Source organism: Serratia rubidaea, assembly GCF_016026735.1.
GTDB classification, from domain to species: Bacteria; Pseudomonadota; Gammaproteobacteria; order Enterobacterales; family Enterobacteriaceae; genus Serratia_B; species Serratia_B rubidaea.
In genome coordinates this window covers 948,682-964,496 of record NZ_CP065640.1, presented here as the reverse complement: position 1 = coordinate 964,496, position 15,815 = coordinate 948,682, and the positions used below count along the sequence as shown (strand labels likewise).

Genomic DNA, 15,815 nt, shown 5'->3' with positions numbered 1-15,815 from the left:
GCAGTGATGGAAGAACAAGTCCAACAAAAAGGCTTCTGGTATGCCGACTGGTCGTTCCCGATTTTTGTCGGTCTGCTGTCCGCCGGCGTGTTTGCCGGGACGCATATGTATTACCTGTACGGTATCGGCGCGTTTAACGAAGTGGCGTTTGTCTCAATGCTGCGCGCCGGCATGGATACCGGCGTCTACGGCGCGGTGGCGGCGTTTGGCGCCAGCTTCCTGTTCGCGCGCATTATCGAAGGCTCGCTGGTGGGGATCCTCGATATCGGCGGCGCCATCCAGACCGGGGTGGGGCTGGGCGTACCGGCGCTGCTGCTGGGGGCCGGGTTCGTGTTCCCGGTGGCCAACTTCGCCGCATCGCTGGTGACCGGCCTGGTGATCGGCCTGGCGATTGGCTATCTGATTATTCTGGCGCGTAAATTCACCATTAATCAGAGCAATTCGACCTACGGTGCCGACGTGATGATGGGGGCGGGCAACTCCTCCGGCCGCTTCCTCGGGCCATTGATTATTCTGTCCGCCATGACCGCGTCGATTCCTATCGGCATCGGCTCTCTGCTTGGCGCTTTGCTGTTCTACATCTGGGGTAAACCAATCACCGGCGGCGCGATCCTCGGCGCCATGGTGCTGGGGGCGATTTTCCCGGTCGCCATTGCTTGACGTCCGGCTGTACCCGCAGCAAGACAACCAACGTATACCCTGGCCTCACGGCGCGTACTGCGGCGTGAGGTCGGCAGGGTATAAGGAGTAATGAAGTATGTATGACCTGATAATCCGACGCGCCAGACTGGCGGACGATACCCTGACGGACGTGGCGATCGCCGACGGCAAAATTGCCGCGGTCGGCCAGCTGCCGGCGGAGATGTCCGCCAGCCGCAGCTGGGATTTGGCGGGCAACTACCGTCTGAGCGCCGGCTGGATCGACGCCCATGTGCACTGCTACCCCTCCTCACCGATCTATCACGATGAACCGGACCGCGTCGGTGTTGATAGCGGCGTCACCTCGGTGGTGGACGCCGGCAGTACCGGCAGCGACGACATTGATGAGTTCTATACGCTGACGCGCAGCACCAAAACCAACGTTTTCGCCTTCCTGAATATTTCGCGTATCGGCCTGCTGCGGCAAAACGAACTGGCCGATATGAGCGATATCAACAAGCAAGGGGTGAAGAGCGCCATCGAGCGTCACAGCGGTTTTGTCATCGGCATCAAGGCGCGGATGAGCAGCAGCGTGGTGGGGCCGAACGGCATCAAACCGCTGGTGCTGGCGAAAGAGATCCAGCAGGAAAACCAGCAGCTGCCGCTGATGGTGCACGTCGGCAACAACCCGCCGGATCTGGATGAGATTGCCGACCTGCTGACGCGCGGCGACATCATTACCCACTGTTATAACGGCAAGCCGAACCGCATTCTGACGCCGGCGGGCACGCTGCGTGAGTCGGTCCAGCGCGCGCTGAAGCGCGGCGTGCTGCTGGACGTCGGCCACGGCACCGCCAGCTTCAGCTTCGAGGTGGCGCGCCAGGCGATTGCGCTGGGCCTGTTGCCGCACACTATCAGCTCGGATATCTATTGCCGCAACCGCATGGCTGGCCCGGTGCATAGCCTGGCGACGGTGATGTCCAAATTCTTCACCCTGGGCATGACGCTGCCGCAGGTGATCCATTGCGTGACGGAAAATGCCGCTTCGGCGCTGCGCCTGCAGAGTAAAGGGCAGATCAAACCGGGTTTCGACGCCGATTTGACCCTGTTTGAGGTGCGTCAGGGGCCGCAGGTGTTTGCCGATTCTGAAGGGCAGTCCGCCGCGGGCGAACAATTGCTGGTTCCGCTGGCCGCGGTGGTGGCCGGGGAAGTCCTATTAACCGATGAAGGGAAGGCCGCTCATGTCTTCGATTTATGAAAAATATAATTTAAAACAGGTGATTAACACCTCCGGCCGCATGACGATTTTGGGCGTCTCCACGCCGAGCCAGACGGTGATCGATGCGGTGGATTACGGCCTGAACCACTACTTTGAAATTAAAGACCTGGTGGATAAAACCGGCGCGTATATCGCCAAACTGCTGAACGCGGAAGATGCGGTGGTGGTGTCCTGCGCCTCGGCCGGCATCGCCCAGTCGGTGGCGGCGGTGATCGTGCGCGACAACGCCAACCTGCTGGTGAACCTGCACTCGGCGCCGGTTAATGAACCGCGTGAGATCGTGCTGCCGCGCGGTCATAACGTCAACTTCGGCGCGCCGGTCGACACCATGGTCGCCCTGGGCGGCGGCAAGGTGGTGGAAGCAGGCTACGCCAACGAGTGTTCGCCGCAGCAGCTTGCCGCCAGCATTACGCCGCAGACGGCGGCGATCCTGTACGTCAAGTCGCACCACTGCGTGCAGAAGAGCATGCTGTCGGTCGAGCAGGCCGCCGAGGTGGCGCGCCGGCATAACCTGCCGCTGATCGTCGACGCCGCAGCCGAAGAGGATCTGACCAGCTACTACCAGATGGGCGCGGACCTGGTGATCTACAGCGGCGCGAAGGCGATCGAAGGGCCGACCAGCGGGCTGGTGATCGGCAGGAAACAGTACGTAGCCTGGGTAAAACAGCAGTCCGGCGGCATCGGCCGCGCGATGAAGGTCGGCAAAGAGGGCATTCTGGGGCTGACGCAGGCGATCGAAAGTTATCTGACGCAGGAAAAAACCAGCGGCGCGCAGATGGTTGAACGCATGTCGGCGTTTATCACCAACCTGAATACGCTGCACGGCGTCAGCGCGCAAACCGTCTGGGACAGCGCCGGCCGCGATATCGCCCGCGCGGAGATTACCTTTGACGAAGCCGCGATCGGCATCTCGACCACGGAGCTGGTGCAGGCGCTGAAGAACGGCGAGATCGCCATTTACTTCCGCGGCTACAAGGCCAACGAGGGCAAGATCGAAGTGGATGTGCGCAGCGTTGATGAAGCGCAGCTGATGACCGTATTTACCTGTATTAAACGTTTACTGGAGAAACAAGCATGAAGCTGAAGCCAAACTATTACCGTGACCGCGTTTGTCTCAACGTATTGGCGGGGTCGAAGGACAACGCGCAGGAAATCTACGACGCGGCGGAAGGTCACGTGCTGGTCGGCGTGCTCTCCAAGAACTATCCGGACGTCGCCAGCGCGGTGGCGGATATGCAGCGCTATGCGCGCCTGATCGACAATGCGCTGTCGGTGGGGCTGGGCGCCGGCGATCCTAAACAGTCGGCGATGGTCAGCCTGATTGCGCAGCAGGTGCAGCCGCAGCACGTCAACCAGGTATTCACCGGCGTCGGCGCCAGCCGGGCGCTGCTGGGGCAAAATGACAGCGTGGTGAACGGCCTGGTGTCGCCGACCGGCCGCGTCGGCCAGGTGAAGATCTCGACCGGGCCGCTGAGCGCCGCGGCGCCGGACGGTATCGTGCCGGTGGAAACCGCCATTGCGCTGCTGAAAGACATGGGCGGCAGCTCCGTCAAGTATTTCCCGATGGGCGGCCTGAAGTGCAAGGACGAATACCAGTATGTGGCGCAGGCCTGCGCCGAGCATGACTTTATGCTGGAGCCGACCGGCGGCATTGATCTGCAGAACTTTGAAGAGATCGTCGAGATTGCGCTGCGCGCCGGCGTGAAGCAGGTGATCCCGCACATTTACAGCTCGATCATTGATTCCGCCAGCGGTAATACCCGCCCGCAGGATGTGAAGACGCTGTTGGCGATGACCAAAAAGCTGGTGGGTTAAACCCCGGCGTAAAGACGGCGCCGCTGCGTGCGGCGCCCCGTATTAATGGGCGTGGTCGGCTGTGCCCCCTACCTGGATCAAGGATAATTATGCGAAACTGGGTTACCCTGCGAAGCGCTCCGTTACTGGGCGCAGTATCCCTGGCGCTGCTGGCGATGGCCAGCCCGGCGCTGCAAGCTGAGGACGCCATGACGACCACCTCATCCCGTTTTGCCTATATCGGCACCTACAATCCCAACGGCGAAGGCGTATACCGCTTACGCGTTGACGCCGCCAGCGGCGCGCTGAGCGATAAAACGCTGGTCAGCACGCTGGCCAATCCCGCCCAGCTGACGGTCGACGCCCGCGGCAGGACGCTGTACGTCGCCAGCGAGGTCGGTACGGCGGATGACGGCAAGCACGGCACCATTGCCGCGCTGCGCATCAATGCCGAGGACGGCAGCCTGACGCCGCTCAATCAGGTGGATTCGCAGGGGGCGGGGCCGGTGTACCTTTCCCTGACGCCGAACGGCCGCCATCTGCTGGTGGCCAACTACCAGAGCGGCAGCGTGGCGGTGTTCCCGGTGGATGCGCAAGGCCGGCTGGCGGCGGCCAGCTCGGTGCAGCAGCAGCAGGGGCCGGCCGGCGCGGCCAAGCCGGCGGCGGCGGTGAACGGCAGCTTTGCCGTCAGCGATCATAACGGGCCGCATGCGCATATGATCGCCAGCGATCCGAGCGGCAAGTTTGTGTTTTCGACGGATCTGGGGCTGGATCGGATCTATCAGTGGCGTTTTGACGACGTCAGCGGCCGGCTGACGCCGAACGATCCGCCGTGGATCGCCGCCTCGTCGGCCGGCGCGGGGCCGCGCCATTTCGTTTTCCATCCTGACGGCGCCACGCTGCTGCTGGTGAACGAGGAGGCATCCACGCTGACCAGCTACCGCTTTGACGCGCAGCGGGGCACGCTGAGCCAGCTGCATGCGGCATCGACGCTGCCGGCGGATTATCAGGGCACCAGCTTCGCCGCCGGGCTGGCGCTGAGCCGGGACGGCAATCACCTGTACGTCGCCAACCGGTTGCACAACAGCATCGCGCAGTTTAGCGTCGGCAAGGCGGGCGAGCTGACGCCGGTGGCGGAAACCTGGACGCGGGGCGATTACCCGCGCACGATTACTCTGGATCCCAGCGGGCGCTATCTGTACGCGCTCAATCAGCGCAGCGACAACGTGACGCGCTTCGCCGTGGATCCGCACAGCGGCAAACTCAGTTTTATTGCAGGATATACGCCGGTGGGCAGCCCATCGCAGATGGTGTTTGCGCCGGCGACGCAGTAACTCTCTGGTCGGTTTAGCGCGACCCGCCTCGCGCTGGGGCGGGCGCTTAACATTGGAATGACAATGGTGAGATTTCCTTATCCTCGTTTAGCTTATCTGTTTGATGCGTTGCAATCGGAAACCCTGCCGCAGGATGAACTGGCGAAACGCCTGGCGGTTTCCACCCGGACGGTGCGTGCGGATATCACGGCACTGAATGATATTTTGGAAAAATACGGCGCCCGTTTTGTACACAGCCGCGGCGCGGGCTATCGGCTGCAGGTGGACGACGCCAAGTTGTTCAACGCGCTGCAGCTGCAGGAGCGCAGAAAGCATGTGACGCCGCGCAGCGCGCAGGAGCGCGTGCATGCCCTGCTGGTGCGTTTTCTGACCTCAGCGTTTTCTCTGAAGCTGGAAGATCTGGCCGATGAGTGGTTTGTCAGCCGCGGTACCCTGCAAAACGACATGGCTGAGGTGAGAGAGCGGCTGGCCGGTTACCAGCTAACCATTGAAACCAAACCGCGCTACGGTATGAAGCTGTTCGGCGCCGAAATGGCGATTCGCGCCTGCCTGACCGATCTGCTGTTCCAGCTGGATCAGGAGGACGCGGAAAATCCGCTGCTGAACAACGATATCCTGCTGCAGCCGCAGGTGGCGACCTTCGCCGGCCTGCTGCATCCGCTACTGTCGCAATACAATGTCCGCCTGACGGACAAGGGTGAACAGTACCTGATTTTCTACTGCGCCGTGGCGCTCAAGCGCATCAGCGACGGCTACCCGCTGCCGGAGTTTGATGTGGAAGACGGCGATGAGGCGGTGCGCAAGGCGTCGACCTGGCTGGCGGGCGAGCTGAGCAAGGCCGCCGGTAAAGAGGTTTCGGCGGCCGAAGAGGCGTATCTGCGGGTGAATATCGCCGCGCGGCGGGTGCAGGAGGTGCGGCCGACCGAAATCAACGCCGACGATGAAGAAGCGCTGGTGGATTACATCCTGTCTTATATCAACACCCACTATAACTACAATCTGCAGGGCGATAAGCAGCTGCGCGCCGATCTGCTCACCCATATCAAGACCATGATCACCCGGGTGAAATACCAGATTAATATTCCCAATCCGCTGCTGACCAATATCAAGCAGCACTACCCGATGGCCTACGACGTGACGCTGGCGGCGGTCTCCAGCTGGGGAAAATATACCCCCTACACGCTGAGCGAGAACGAGATCGGCTATCTGGTGCTGCATATCGGCGTCGGGCTGGAGCGGCATTACAACATCGGCTATGAGCGTCATCCGCAGGTGATGCTGGTGTGCGACACCGGCAACTCGACGGTGCGTATGATTCAGGCGCAAATCGCCCGCAAGTATCCGCAGCTGGTGGTGACGCGCACCGTTTCGCTGCGCGATTACGAAATACTGCCGCATATCGACGAAGATTTTGTGATTTCCAACGCCCGCGTCAGCGAGAAGAACAAGCCGGTGGTGGTGATGTCGCCGTTCCCGACCGAGTATCAGCTGGAGCAGCTGGGCAAGCTGGTGCTGGTGGACCGCACCAAGCCGTATATGCTGGAAAAGTTCTTCGACGCCAACCACTTTATGGTGGTGAATGAACCGCTGACTCAGGAGCAGCTGTTCCGCAGGGTGTGCGCGCAGCTGGAGCAGGAAGGCTATGTCGGCGAGGATTTTTATCCCTCGGTGGTTGAGCGTGAAGCCATCGTGTCCACCCTGCTCGGGGAGGGTATCGCCTTGCCGCACTCGCTGGGGCTGCTGGCGAAGAAAACCGTGGTGGTGACGCTGCTGGCGCCGCAGGGCATCGACTGGGGCGACGGCGAAATGGCGCACGTGATCTTCCTGCTGGCGATCAGCAAAAGCGACTATGAAGAGGCGATGGCGATTTATGAGCTGTTTGTCACCTTTGTCCGCGAGCGGTCGATGAGCCGGCTGCTGGGCAGCAGTGATTTCGCCAGCTTTAAGGCGGTGGCGCTGGATTGCCTGAGCCGGATATAAACCGGTTATTTCTGAGTGTCCGGCTTCACGAACGCGCCGTTTGCACATTGACCGGCGGCCCTATGGTCTTAAAAATCAAAGGCTCTCTTTGCTGACAGGAGTCACAAGATGGCCGCTTTTTCCCTCCGACCTGTTGAACCCGGTTACTGCGTTGTTGAAACGCCGGGTTCGTTAGCCTTTCAAGGACGTCTGCTGTTTGCCAACCCACGCAGCGCCGCTGCCCGCTATTTTATGTAGCTTAATGCCGATACGCCGTGGCTGAAGCCCGGGCAGATAGTGATTGTTGCCGATCCTGAGCATACACGTCAGGATGCGTTGTTACGGCAGTTATATCAGGCAAAGCGGACGGTTAACCGGGCGATGGAGCCGATTAACGTTGAGCAGGCAGATTTCCTCCAGCGTCATTATGTCGCCATTGCGACCATACTTAACGGCACCAGCCGGGGAATGGGAATAGCCAGCGATGCCGGCAAGCAGTATTTTATGCGCATCGAAAAACTCCTTAAACAGATCGAGGCCAGCTACCAAAATCAGTTCCGGACTCAGGGGACGCTGATTGGCCAGCAGTTTTTTGTTGAAAGGCAGCGGCTGTTTAATGAGTTGAAAATCCTGCTGGATAAACCGATTTTTAGCCGGCTCACGCGCAACATCCTTAACCTGCGTCCCTATGAGAGCATCAAGCGTGCGCTGAACCTCTCCAGCCGTTCCATCGTGCATGAGTGGTCAACGGTGGGCGTTGGGGCAATAAAAGGCTACTCGAGCTACCTCGAGGGCGCCGGTAAGGCGGTAAAGTTTATGAAAGGTGCGGGCTGGATTGGTATAGCGCTCTCCGGAACCAGCACGACCAATGATATTTATCATGCTTGTACCCTTGGTCGTGAGAAGGAATGTACGCGGGTGGCGTTAACAGGGTATGGTGCTTTTGGTGCGGGCACTGTCGGAGGAATATATGGCGGAGCCCTGGGAAGCTTGGTTGGTGTTGGAGTTTGTACGGCATTGGGGATTATCAGCGCTCCAGCAGGAGGGGCGGCCGGGTTGGCCTGTGCGATTATCGGTGGTACGGCAGGCGGTTTGGCAGGTGGTGGCGCAGGGGAATATATCGGTGAGAAAGGTGGAGCTTTTGTTGCAGACATGCTTTTAAAGTAACAGAGGATAGGGCGTGATGAGCTTTTATTTGATGTTGATTGGCTCGGTGCTGGTATTTTCGGGCATTGGTTTTTTTATATTTATCATGCTGTACTTCGGCGTAACGAAAAAGAAATACGAAACAATCGTATCGGGCTACCTGTCCCGCGCTCTGCCGATGCCTGATGTTTATACCGTTTTTTATCATGGCGGTTTTTTCACCAGCTTTTTACTGGTGAGATTTATGAGGCAGGTGTTACTAGGGAAAAAGATTGGGCCAGGTAAGAAAGGTTATCGGCTCCCCGCCGAGTCATATGACTATTTCAACACGTTGCCGAATGAGCTGATCGTCTGGATAAAAAAGTATTACATGCTGCATATCATCGAGCTGTCGATCATCATCTCTGGATCGCTCTTCATTTTGTTAGACAGCCTGTTAAGGGCTGTTGTACCCGGATATGCGGCATATTCCGGGTAAACGATCCAAAGGCGCGTCCGACGCTTAATCTTCGTCGAAGCCGGAATTAAACAGCGCGATCACCGCATCCAGCGCCTGCTGGGCCTGCGGTCCGCTGGCTTCGACTTCAATATGCCGGCCCTGGGCGGAGTCCAGCATCAGCAGCGCAATCACGCTGCTGGCCTCGGCTTCGGTGCCGCTGTCGTTACGCAGAATCACTTCGGCGTCAAAGCTCTGCACCAGTTCAAACAGCTTCATCGCCGGGCGGGCGTGCATGCCCAGCCGGTTCTTGATTTCTACCGTTTGTTTGATGGTCATTGCTTGCGTTTTTCCAGCGTGCGGTGGCGCGACTGCACGTTCTTGCCGCGCGAGCGGAAATAGTCCGCCAGCTGTTCGGCCACGTACACCGAACGGTGTTTACCGCCGGTACAGCCGATGGCGACCGTCAGATAGCTGCGGTTGTTGGTTTCCAGCATCGGCAGCCATTGTTCCAGGTAGCTGCGCGTCTGGTAGATAAAGTTATGCACTTCGGTATGGCGATCCAGGAACGACGCCACCGGCTTGTCCAGGCCGGTCATCGGGCGCAGCTTCGGATCCCAGTGCGGGTTCGGCAGGAAGCGGACGTCGAACACGTAATCGGCATCGATGGGAATGCCGTGTTTGAAGCCGAAGGACTCAAACACCATGGTCAGCTCGCGTTCGCGTTTGCCCAGCAGGCGGGTGCGCAGCATCTCCGCCAGCTCATGCACCGACATTTCGGAGGTGTCGATAATCAGATCGGCGCGCGAGCGCAGCGGCTCCAGCAGGTCGCTCTCTTCATCGATGGCGCTTTCCAGCGACAGGTTTTTGCTCGACAGCGGGTGCAGGCGGCGGGTGTCGCTGTAACGGCGGATCAGCGTATTGCGGTCGGCGTCCAGGAACAGCAGTTGCGGGGAGAAGCTGTCCGGCAGTTGCGTCATCGCATATTCGAACACTTCCGGTGACTCCGGCATATTACGCACGTCGATGCTGACCGCCGCGGAGCTGTTGCGTTCCGCCAGCGTTTTGGCCAGCTCCGGCAGCAGCACCACGGGCAGGTTATCAACGCAGTAAAAACCCATATCTTCCAGCGCCCGCAAGGCGACGGATTTCCCTGAACCGGAACGGCCGCTGACAATCATCAGCACCATGTGGCAACTCCCCCTGGCATCTCAGCGGCGTTTATGCCGCCGTTGGAAATATAAGCCCGGCGACGGCCGGGATCCATGACAGACAAACAGTATCGTTATCGCCGGCGGAAGTCACGCCGGCAACCGCTTATTCCGTAATGATCTGATAAAGTTCTTCGTCGCTCTGCGCGGCGCGCAGGCGGCGGCAGACGGTTTTATCGGCCAGACGCTTGGCAACCAGCGACAGCGTGTGCAGATGGGTCTTGCACTGGTCGGCCGGCACCAGCAGGGCAAACAGCAGGTCGACCGGCTGGTTGTCGATGGCGTCGAAGGCGATAGGTTGGTCGAGACGGATAAACACGCCAACGGCCCGCAGTGTGTCCTCTTCCAGCTTGCCATGAGGGATCGCGATACCGTTGCCGATACCGGTACTGCCCATGCGTTCACGGGTGAGAACCGCGTCAAACACCACCTGCGGCGGCAGGTTGAGCTGTTTGGCTGCCAGTTCGCTGATAATTTCCAGAGCGCGTTTCTTGCTGTTGCAGTGTACCGAGCTTCTGGTGCACTCGATGTTGAGCACCGAGCTTAATTGCATTATTTCGTCGTTCATCTCATCTTCACTTAAAATCACACGCTTAAGCTTGCTTAGCGCTGGTTTGGCGGCGGTGTTCTGCCGCCAAACGCTGTGCGACGTCGTTGCTTAACGAGGCGATTTTTCGTCTGTTAAACCCTGATGGCTTATCGGCGCGTTATTCCGCGGAATAACGCGCCGATGGCAGCCCGGTAGCACGAAGGCTACGTGCGGGCCGCTGCCGCGGACGGTAGCGGCCCAGATTGTCAGTGTTGCTTCAATTTGTCTTTATGTTTGTTCAATTGCCGCGCCAGTTTATCAATCAGGCAGTCAATTGCAGCATACATATCTTCTTTTTCCGAGGTGGCGTGCAACTCGCCTCCATTCACGTGCACCGTTGCTTCCGCAATCTGCTGCACTTTTTCCACGGTGAGCACGACATAAACCTGGTTAATGCGGTCGAAATACTGTTCGAGCTTGGCGAACTTGGTATTGACGAACTCACGCAACGGCTCGGTGATGTCGATGTGGTGTCCGGTAATGTTGAGCTGCATAATGTCTTCCTTCTCTATTGAGGTCAAACCAACTGTTTACGCTGGTTCGACGGCGGGATGGACAAAGACTCTCGGTACTTGGCGACGGTGCGCCGCGCCACCATGATGCCCTGATCGGCAAGCAGGGTGGCCAGTTTACTGTCGCTAAGCGGTTTGGCGGGGTTTTCCGCCGCGATTAATTTCTTCACCAGCGCGCGGATCGCCGTGGAGGATGCCTCGCCGCCGCTGTCGGTGTTGACGTGGCTGGAGAAGAAATATTTCAGTTCGAAGATGCCGCGCGGGCTGTGCAGGAATTTCTGCGTGGTCACGCGTGAAATCGTCGATTCATGCATCTCCACGGCCTGGGCGATATCCGCCAGCACCATGGGCTTCATAAACTCTTCACCTTGTTCAAAGAACGCCTCCTGCTGCTCGACGATGCAGCGCGTCACCTTCAACAGCGTATCGTTACGGCTTTCCAGGCTTTTGATCAGCCATTTCGCTTCCTGCAGGTTACTGCGGATAAACTGGCCGTCGGCTTCGTTACGCGAGCTGTTGCCCAGTGCGGCATAGTGCTGGTTGATCTTCAGACGCGGAATGCTGTCGGCATTCAGTTCGACCGTCCAGCGGTTGTGCACCTTGCGCACCAGCACGTCGGGAATGACATATTCCGACTCGCCGGTATTGATAGATTGCCCCGGGCGCGGGTCGAGCGACTGAATCAGCAGCATCGCTTCTTTCAGTGTATCTTCTTTTAGCCGGGTTGATCGCATCAGGCTGCGAAAGTCGTGGTTGGCCAGCAGATCCAGATGGTCGCTGATGATCAGCCGGGCTTCGGCGAGGAAAGGCGTTTCTTTGGCGTATTGGGACAGCTGGATCAGCAGACAGTCGCGCAGATCGCGCGCCGCGACGCCGATCGGGTCGAAACGCTGCACCCGCTTGAGCACCGCCTCCACTTCTTCCAGCGTGACGTCTGCGTCGCCGACGCTTTCCAGAATATCTTCCAACGACACGGTGAGATAGCCGGTGTCGTCGACGGCGTCGACGATCGAGGTGGCGATGGCGGCGTCGGTATCGGAAAACGGCGTCAGATCCACCTGCCACATCAGGTAATCCTGCAGCGTCTGGGTGGTTTCCCCCTGGTAGACCGGCAGTTCGTCATCGCGGTAATCGGTGCCGGTGCCCGATGGCGTGCCGGCGGTGTAGATTTCATCCCAGGTGGCGTCCAGCGGCAGTTCGTCCGGCATATCCTTCTGCTCCAGCGCTTCGCGGGTATCCAGACCTTCGGTGTCGGCGCTTTCTTGCGCGTCGATCTCGTCGTGCGGGTCGGTTTGCTCAAGCAGCGGGTTGCTCTCTAACGCCAGTTGGATCTCTTGCTGAAGCTCAAGCGTAGACAGCTGCAGCAGACGGATCGCCTGCTGCAGCTGGGGAGTCATCGCCAATTGTTGGCTGAGCCTGAGTTGCAAACCTTGCTTCATAATGTTCTTTCTATTTTTCCGTTAACCGCTGCGTATCGCTGACGCAGGGCATTACAGGCGGAATTCTTCGCCCAGATAAACGCGTTTCACCTGTTCATCGCTCAGAATCTCTTCCGGCGTGCCGTGGGCGATCAGCTGCCCCTGGCTGACGATATAGGCGCGTTCACAGACGTCCAGCGTTTCACGCACGTTATGGTCGGTGATCAGCACGCCCAGGCCGCTGTCGCGCAGGTGCTCGATGATTTTTTTAATATCGATAACGGAAATCGGGTCAACCCCGGCGAACGGTTCGTCCAACAGGATGAATTTTGGGTTGGCGGCCAGCGCGCGGGCAATTTCGACGCGGCGGCGTTCACCGCCGGACAGCGCCTGGCCCAGGCTGTCGCGCAGATGGGTGATATGGAACTCTTCCATCAGCTCGTTGGCCCGGTCGGCGCGTTGTTCGCTGCTCAGATCGTCGCGGATTTCCAGCACCGCCATCAGGTTGTCGTAGACGCTCAGGCGACGGAAGATTGAGGCTTCCTGCGGCAGATAGCCAATGCCGCGGCGCGCGCGCGCGTGCAGCGGCAGGATGCTGATGTCTTCGTCATCGATGACGATGCGTCCGGCGTCGCGCTGCACGATGCCGACCACCATGTAGAAGGTGGTGGTTTTACCCGCGCCGTTCGGCCCCAGCAACCCGACGATTTCGCCGGAGTTCACTTTCAGGCTGACGTCTTCAACGACTTTACGGCCCTTGTAGGCTTTCGCCAGATTTTCTGCGATGAGTGTTGCCATAAGTGATTAGTTACTCTTCTGACCGTTTTTGTCCTGCAACTGCGACGGCACCAGCACGGTCTTCACGCGTTTGCCCTTGTCGCCGTATGCCTGCATTTGCTGCTGCTGCACCAGATAGGTGATGCGCTCGCCCTTCACGTTGCTGTCGAGCTGCTCCAGATAGGCGTCGCCGGTCAGGGTCACCAGCTGCGGCGCCACGTCGTAACGCACCTTCAGCGAATGTCCTTTTACCGGTTTGCCGTTGTCCTGCATCTGGTAGAAGGTTACCGGCTTACCGAAGGCTTCGATATAGGTTTTGTTCTGATCGCCGCCCGGACGGGTGACCACCACTTTATCGGCCTTAATCTCGATGGTGCCCTGTTTGATCACCACATTGCCGGTAAAGGTGCTGACGTTGCTCTGCATATCCAGAGACTGGTTCAGCGAGTCGATGCTCACCGGCTGATTGGCGTCAGATTTCAGCGCCCAGGCGGGGGCGCTGGCGGCCAAAACCAGGCTGCCGATCAACAGACTACGGAGTGGTTTTTTGTGTTTGAATTTCATAGTTGGTCTTAACCTTATCAATCAGCTCAGCGGTTTTGTCCCGCAGGTTCCCACGCATTTTCATGCCGTTAGAATTAAAATTCGCGCCGTACAGCGTTACTTCGTCATCGGAGGACACATCCTGGGTCACCAGATTAACCTGAGCGTTGTCCGTTTTGATTTTTTCCAGTTGTGAGGTGGTGGTCAGGCTGTTCACCTCAACGTGACCGTACAGATACAGCATGCGGTCTTTAGTCAGCTTGGCGCGGTCGGAACGTACCGACCAGGTGGCGACGGCGTTTTCGTTAAACAGCGTCATCACCGGCTGGGTAAACCAGCTCAGCTCTTCGGCGGTATAGTACTTGGCGCTTTCCGCCACCAGCTTATAGTTTAATTTACCGGCCGGGTTATAGACGACGGTGACCGTTTGCTGGCTCTGGTAAGTCGGGTCCGCCGAGTTTACCGGCCCGGCCGTCGGTTCGTCATCGTAATCCGCCATATTCCAGCCGATCAGGGCCAGAACGATCAGCGCCAGTATAATGGTGATCCAGCGTTTGGTTTTGCTCATATCGACAGCCCTTTGGCGTCCTCCAGCTTGTTCTGAGCCAAAAGAATAATGTCGCACAGTTCGCGCACCGCGCCGCGTCCGCCGGCGATGCGGGTGACGTAGTGGGCGCGCGGCGTCAGCAGCGGGTGGGCGTCCGCCACCGCTACCGCCAGGCCGACCTGCGCCATCACCGGCCAGTCGATCAGATCGTCGCCGATATAGGCCACCTGATCTGCCGACAGCGACAGTGTATCCAACAGTTCACGGAAGGCCAAAAGCTTATCGGACTGGCCCTGATACAGATAGCTGATGCCCAGGGTTTTTGCCCGGTCTTCCAGCAGCTTGGCGGAGCGTCCGGTGATAATGCCGACCTCAATGTCAGAGGTCTTCAGGCAGCGGATGCCGTAGCCGTCGCGCACGTTGAAAGCTTTCAGTTCTTCGCCGTTGTTGCCCATATAAATCAGGCCGTCCGATAGGACGCCGTCGACGTCGCAGATCAGCAGGCGGATTTTCCCGGCCCGCGCCATCACGTCTTGCGTTACCGGCCCGTAGCAGGTTTCAACCATACTCATTGATTTTCCTAATTATTATTTCAATAGCGCGGCGTTTCTTGCCGCCTGTCGCCGCTAAAAACTCACACCACGCCGGCGCGCAGCATGTCATGCATATGTACCACACCCAGCAGTTGGTCGCCATCGGCAACCAGCAGCGCGGTGATATGGCGCTGCTGCATCAGGTTCAGCGCGTCTACCGCCAGCGTATGCGGGCGCACGCGCACGCCGCCGCGCGTCATGACGTCGGCGATTTTGGCGCTGTTCAGATCGATGCCCAGATCGAAGATGCGGCGCAGGTCGCCGTCGGTAAAGATGCCGGCAATGTGCATCTGCTCGTCGCAGATCACCGTCATCCCCAGATTTTTGCGGGTGATCTCCAACAGGGCGTCGCGCAGCGTGGCGTCGGCGCTAACGTGCGGAATATCGTCGCCGCTGTGCATAATGTCGCTGACGCGCAGCAGCAGGCGGCGTCCCAGCGCGCCGCCGGGGTGCGACAGCGCGAAGTCTTCCGGCGTAAAGCCGCGCGCCTTCAGCAGCGCCACCGCCAGCGCATCGCCCATCACCAGGGTCGCCGTGGTGCTGGTGGTCGGCGCCAGGCCCAGCGGGCAGGCTTCCTGCGGCACCTTGATGCACAGGTGGATGTCTGCCGCCTTGCCCATCGAACTGTCCGGGTTGTTGGTCATGCAGATCATCGGGATTTGCTGGCGTTTGAGCACCGGGATCAGCGCCTGAATTTCACTGGATTCGCCGGAGTTGGAAATGGCGAGCACGATGTCCTGTGGCGTAACCATGCCGAGATCGCCATGGCTGGCTTCCGCCGGGTGCACGAAGAATGAAGGGGTGCCGGTGCTGGCGAAGGTCGCGGCAATCTTGCAGCCGATATGGCCGGATTTGCCCATGCCCATCACCACCACTTTACCGCTGCAGGCGGCGATTTTTTCGCAGGCGCGGGTAAAGTCGTCGTTGATGTAGCGGTCGAGCTGGGCCAGCCCGTCGCGTTCGATCTGGAGCACTTCTTTACCGGCCTGTTGAAAATCAAAGCCAGGTTGCAACTCAATATTCGACATGCTTTTTCTC

General features: G+C 59.1%; 17 protein-coding genes and 1 pseudogene. 8 read left to right on the top strand and 10 right to left on the bottom strand.

Going from position 1 to position 15,815, the window contains the following annotated elements:
• The first annotated feature begins 6 nt into the window (after positions 1-6).
• The 8 genes and pseudogenes from I6G83_RS04430 to I6G83_RS04395 all read left to right on the top strand — a co-directional run bounded on the left by I6G83_RS04430 (position 7) and on the right by I6G83_RS04395 (position 8,629).
• The gene (locus I6G83_RS04430; protein ID WP_015962020.1) at positions 7-660 is read left to right on the top strand and encodes a DUF4310 family protein; all 654 of its coding nucleotides are present in this window, start codon (positions 7-9) and stop codon (positions 658-660) included.
• Between the two features lie 97 nt (positions 661-757).
• Complete coding sequence (locus tag I6G83_RS04425) at positions 758-1,897, top strand: amidohydrolase/deacetylase family metallohydrolase (RefSeq protein WP_015962019.1); 1,140 nt, start codon at positions 758-760, stop codon at positions 1,895-1,897.
• A complete protein-coding gene (locus I6G83_RS04420) occupies positions 1,881-2,996 on the top strand; it encodes a DgaE family pyridoxal phosphate-dependent ammonia lyase (RefSeq protein ID WP_054306471.1) in 1,116 nt (371 codons plus the stop codon). The genes I6G83_RS04425 and I6G83_RS04420 overlap by 17 nt, the downstream gene beginning before the upstream one ends.
• The gene (gene dagF, locus I6G83_RS04415; RefSeq protein ID WP_054306470.1) at positions 2,993-3,733 is read left to right on the top strand and encodes a 2-dehydro-3-deoxy-phosphogluconate aldolase; all 741 of its coding nucleotides are present in this window, start codon (positions 2,993-2,995) and stop codon (positions 3,731-3,733) included. The genes I6G83_RS04420 and dagF overlap by 4 nt, the downstream gene beginning before the upstream one ends.
• An 89-nt stretch (positions 3,734-3,822) precedes the next feature.
• On the top strand, positions 3,823-5,046 hold the full coding sequence (locus tag I6G83_RS04410; RefSeq protein WP_061322067.1) for a lactonase family protein: 1,224 nt from the start codon (positions 3,823-3,825) through the stop codon (positions 5,044-5,046).
• A 63-nt stretch (positions 5,047-5,109) separates the two neighbouring features.
• Positions 5,110-7,026, top strand: coding sequence for a BglG family transcription antiterminator (locus I6G83_RS04405; protein WP_054307902.1), 1,917 nt, complete (start codon positions 5,110-5,112; stop codon positions 7,024-7,026).
• A 108-nt stretch (positions 7,027-7,134) separates the two neighbouring features.
• Positions 7,135-8,172 (top strand): annotated as a pseudogene (locus I6G83_RS04400) (hypothetical protein).
• Positions 8,173-8,188: 16 nt separating this feature from the next.
• Complete coding sequence (locus tag I6G83_RS04395; RefSeq protein WP_054307903.1) at positions 8,189-8,629, top strand: hypothetical protein; 441 nt, start codon at positions 8,189-8,191, stop codon at positions 8,627-8,629.
• 24 nt (positions 8,630-8,653) lie between these two features.
• Here the strand turns inward: I6G83_RS04395 and npr are convergent, their stop codons facing one another.
• The 10 genes from npr to kdsD all read right to left on the bottom strand — a co-directional run bounded on the left by npr (position 8,654) and on the right by kdsD (position 15,805).
• Positions 8,654-8,926, bottom strand: coding sequence for a PTS phosphocarrier protein NPr (gene npr / locus I6G83_RS04390; RefSeq protein ID WP_015962012.1), 273 nt, complete (start codon positions 8,924-8,926; stop codon positions 8,654-8,656).
• Positions 8,923-9,777, bottom strand: coding sequence for an RNase adapter RapZ (gene rapZ / locus I6G83_RS04385; RefSeq protein WP_015962011.1), 855 nt, complete (start codon positions 9,775-9,777; stop codon positions 8,923-8,925). Before rapZ ends, npr begins: the two co-directional genes overlap by 4 nt.
• A 127-nt stretch (positions 9,778-9,904) precedes the next feature.
• On the bottom strand, positions 9,905-10,366 hold the full coding sequence (gene ptsN / locus I6G83_RS04380; protein WP_099050015.1) for a PTS IIA-like nitrogen regulatory protein PtsN: 462 nt from the start codon (positions 10,364-10,366) through the stop codon (positions 9,905-9,907).
• A gap of 227 nt (positions 10,367-10,593) precedes the next feature.
• A complete protein-coding gene (gene hpf / locus I6G83_RS04375) occupies positions 10,594-10,881 on the bottom strand; it encodes a ribosome hibernation promoting factor (protein ID WP_015962009.1) in 288 nt (95 codons plus the stop codon).
• A gap of 23 nt (positions 10,882-10,904) precedes the next feature.
• Positions 10,905-12,338: an RNA polymerase factor sigma-54 gene (rpoN, locus tag I6G83_RS04370; RefSeq protein WP_054307547.1), complete on the bottom strand. Its 1,434-nt coding sequence runs from the start codon at positions 12,336-12,338 to the stop codon at positions 10,905-10,907.
• A 51-nt stretch (positions 12,339-12,389) separates the two neighbouring features.
• On the bottom strand, positions 12,390-13,115 hold the full coding sequence (gene lptB, locus I6G83_RS04365; RefSeq protein ID WP_015962007.1) for an LPS export ABC transporter ATP-binding protein: 726 nt from the start codon (positions 13,113-13,115) through the stop codon (positions 12,390-12,392).
• Positions 13,116-13,121: 6 nt separating this feature from the next.
• Positions 13,122-13,658: a lipopolysaccharide ABC transporter substrate-binding protein LptA gene (gene lptA, locus I6G83_RS04360; RefSeq protein ID WP_054307546.1), complete on the bottom strand. Its 537-nt coding sequence runs from the start codon at positions 13,656-13,658 to the stop codon at positions 13,122-13,124.
• Positions 13,627-14,205, bottom strand: coding sequence for an LPS export ABC transporter periplasmic protein LptC (lptC, locus tag I6G83_RS04355; RefSeq protein ID WP_015962005.1), 579 nt, complete (start codon positions 14,203-14,205; stop codon positions 13,627-13,629). The genes lptA and lptC overlap by 32 nt, the downstream gene beginning before the upstream one ends.
• Positions 14,202-14,756 (bottom strand): 3-deoxy-manno-octulosonate-8-phosphatase KdsC, encoded by a 555-nt coding sequence (gene kdsC / locus I6G83_RS04350; protein ID WP_054307545.1) that lies wholly within the window; start codon positions 14,754-14,756, stop codon positions 14,202-14,204. Before kdsC ends, lptC begins: the two co-directional genes overlap by 4 nt.
• Before the next feature lie 62 nt (positions 14,757-14,818).
• The gene (gene kdsD, locus I6G83_RS04345) at positions 14,819-15,805 is read right to left on the bottom strand and encodes an arabinose-5-phosphate isomerase KdsD (RefSeq protein ID WP_054307544.1); all 987 of its coding nucleotides are present in this window, start codon (positions 15,803-15,805) and stop codon (positions 14,819-14,821) included.
• Between the last annotated feature and the right edge of the window lie 10 nt (positions 15,806-15,815).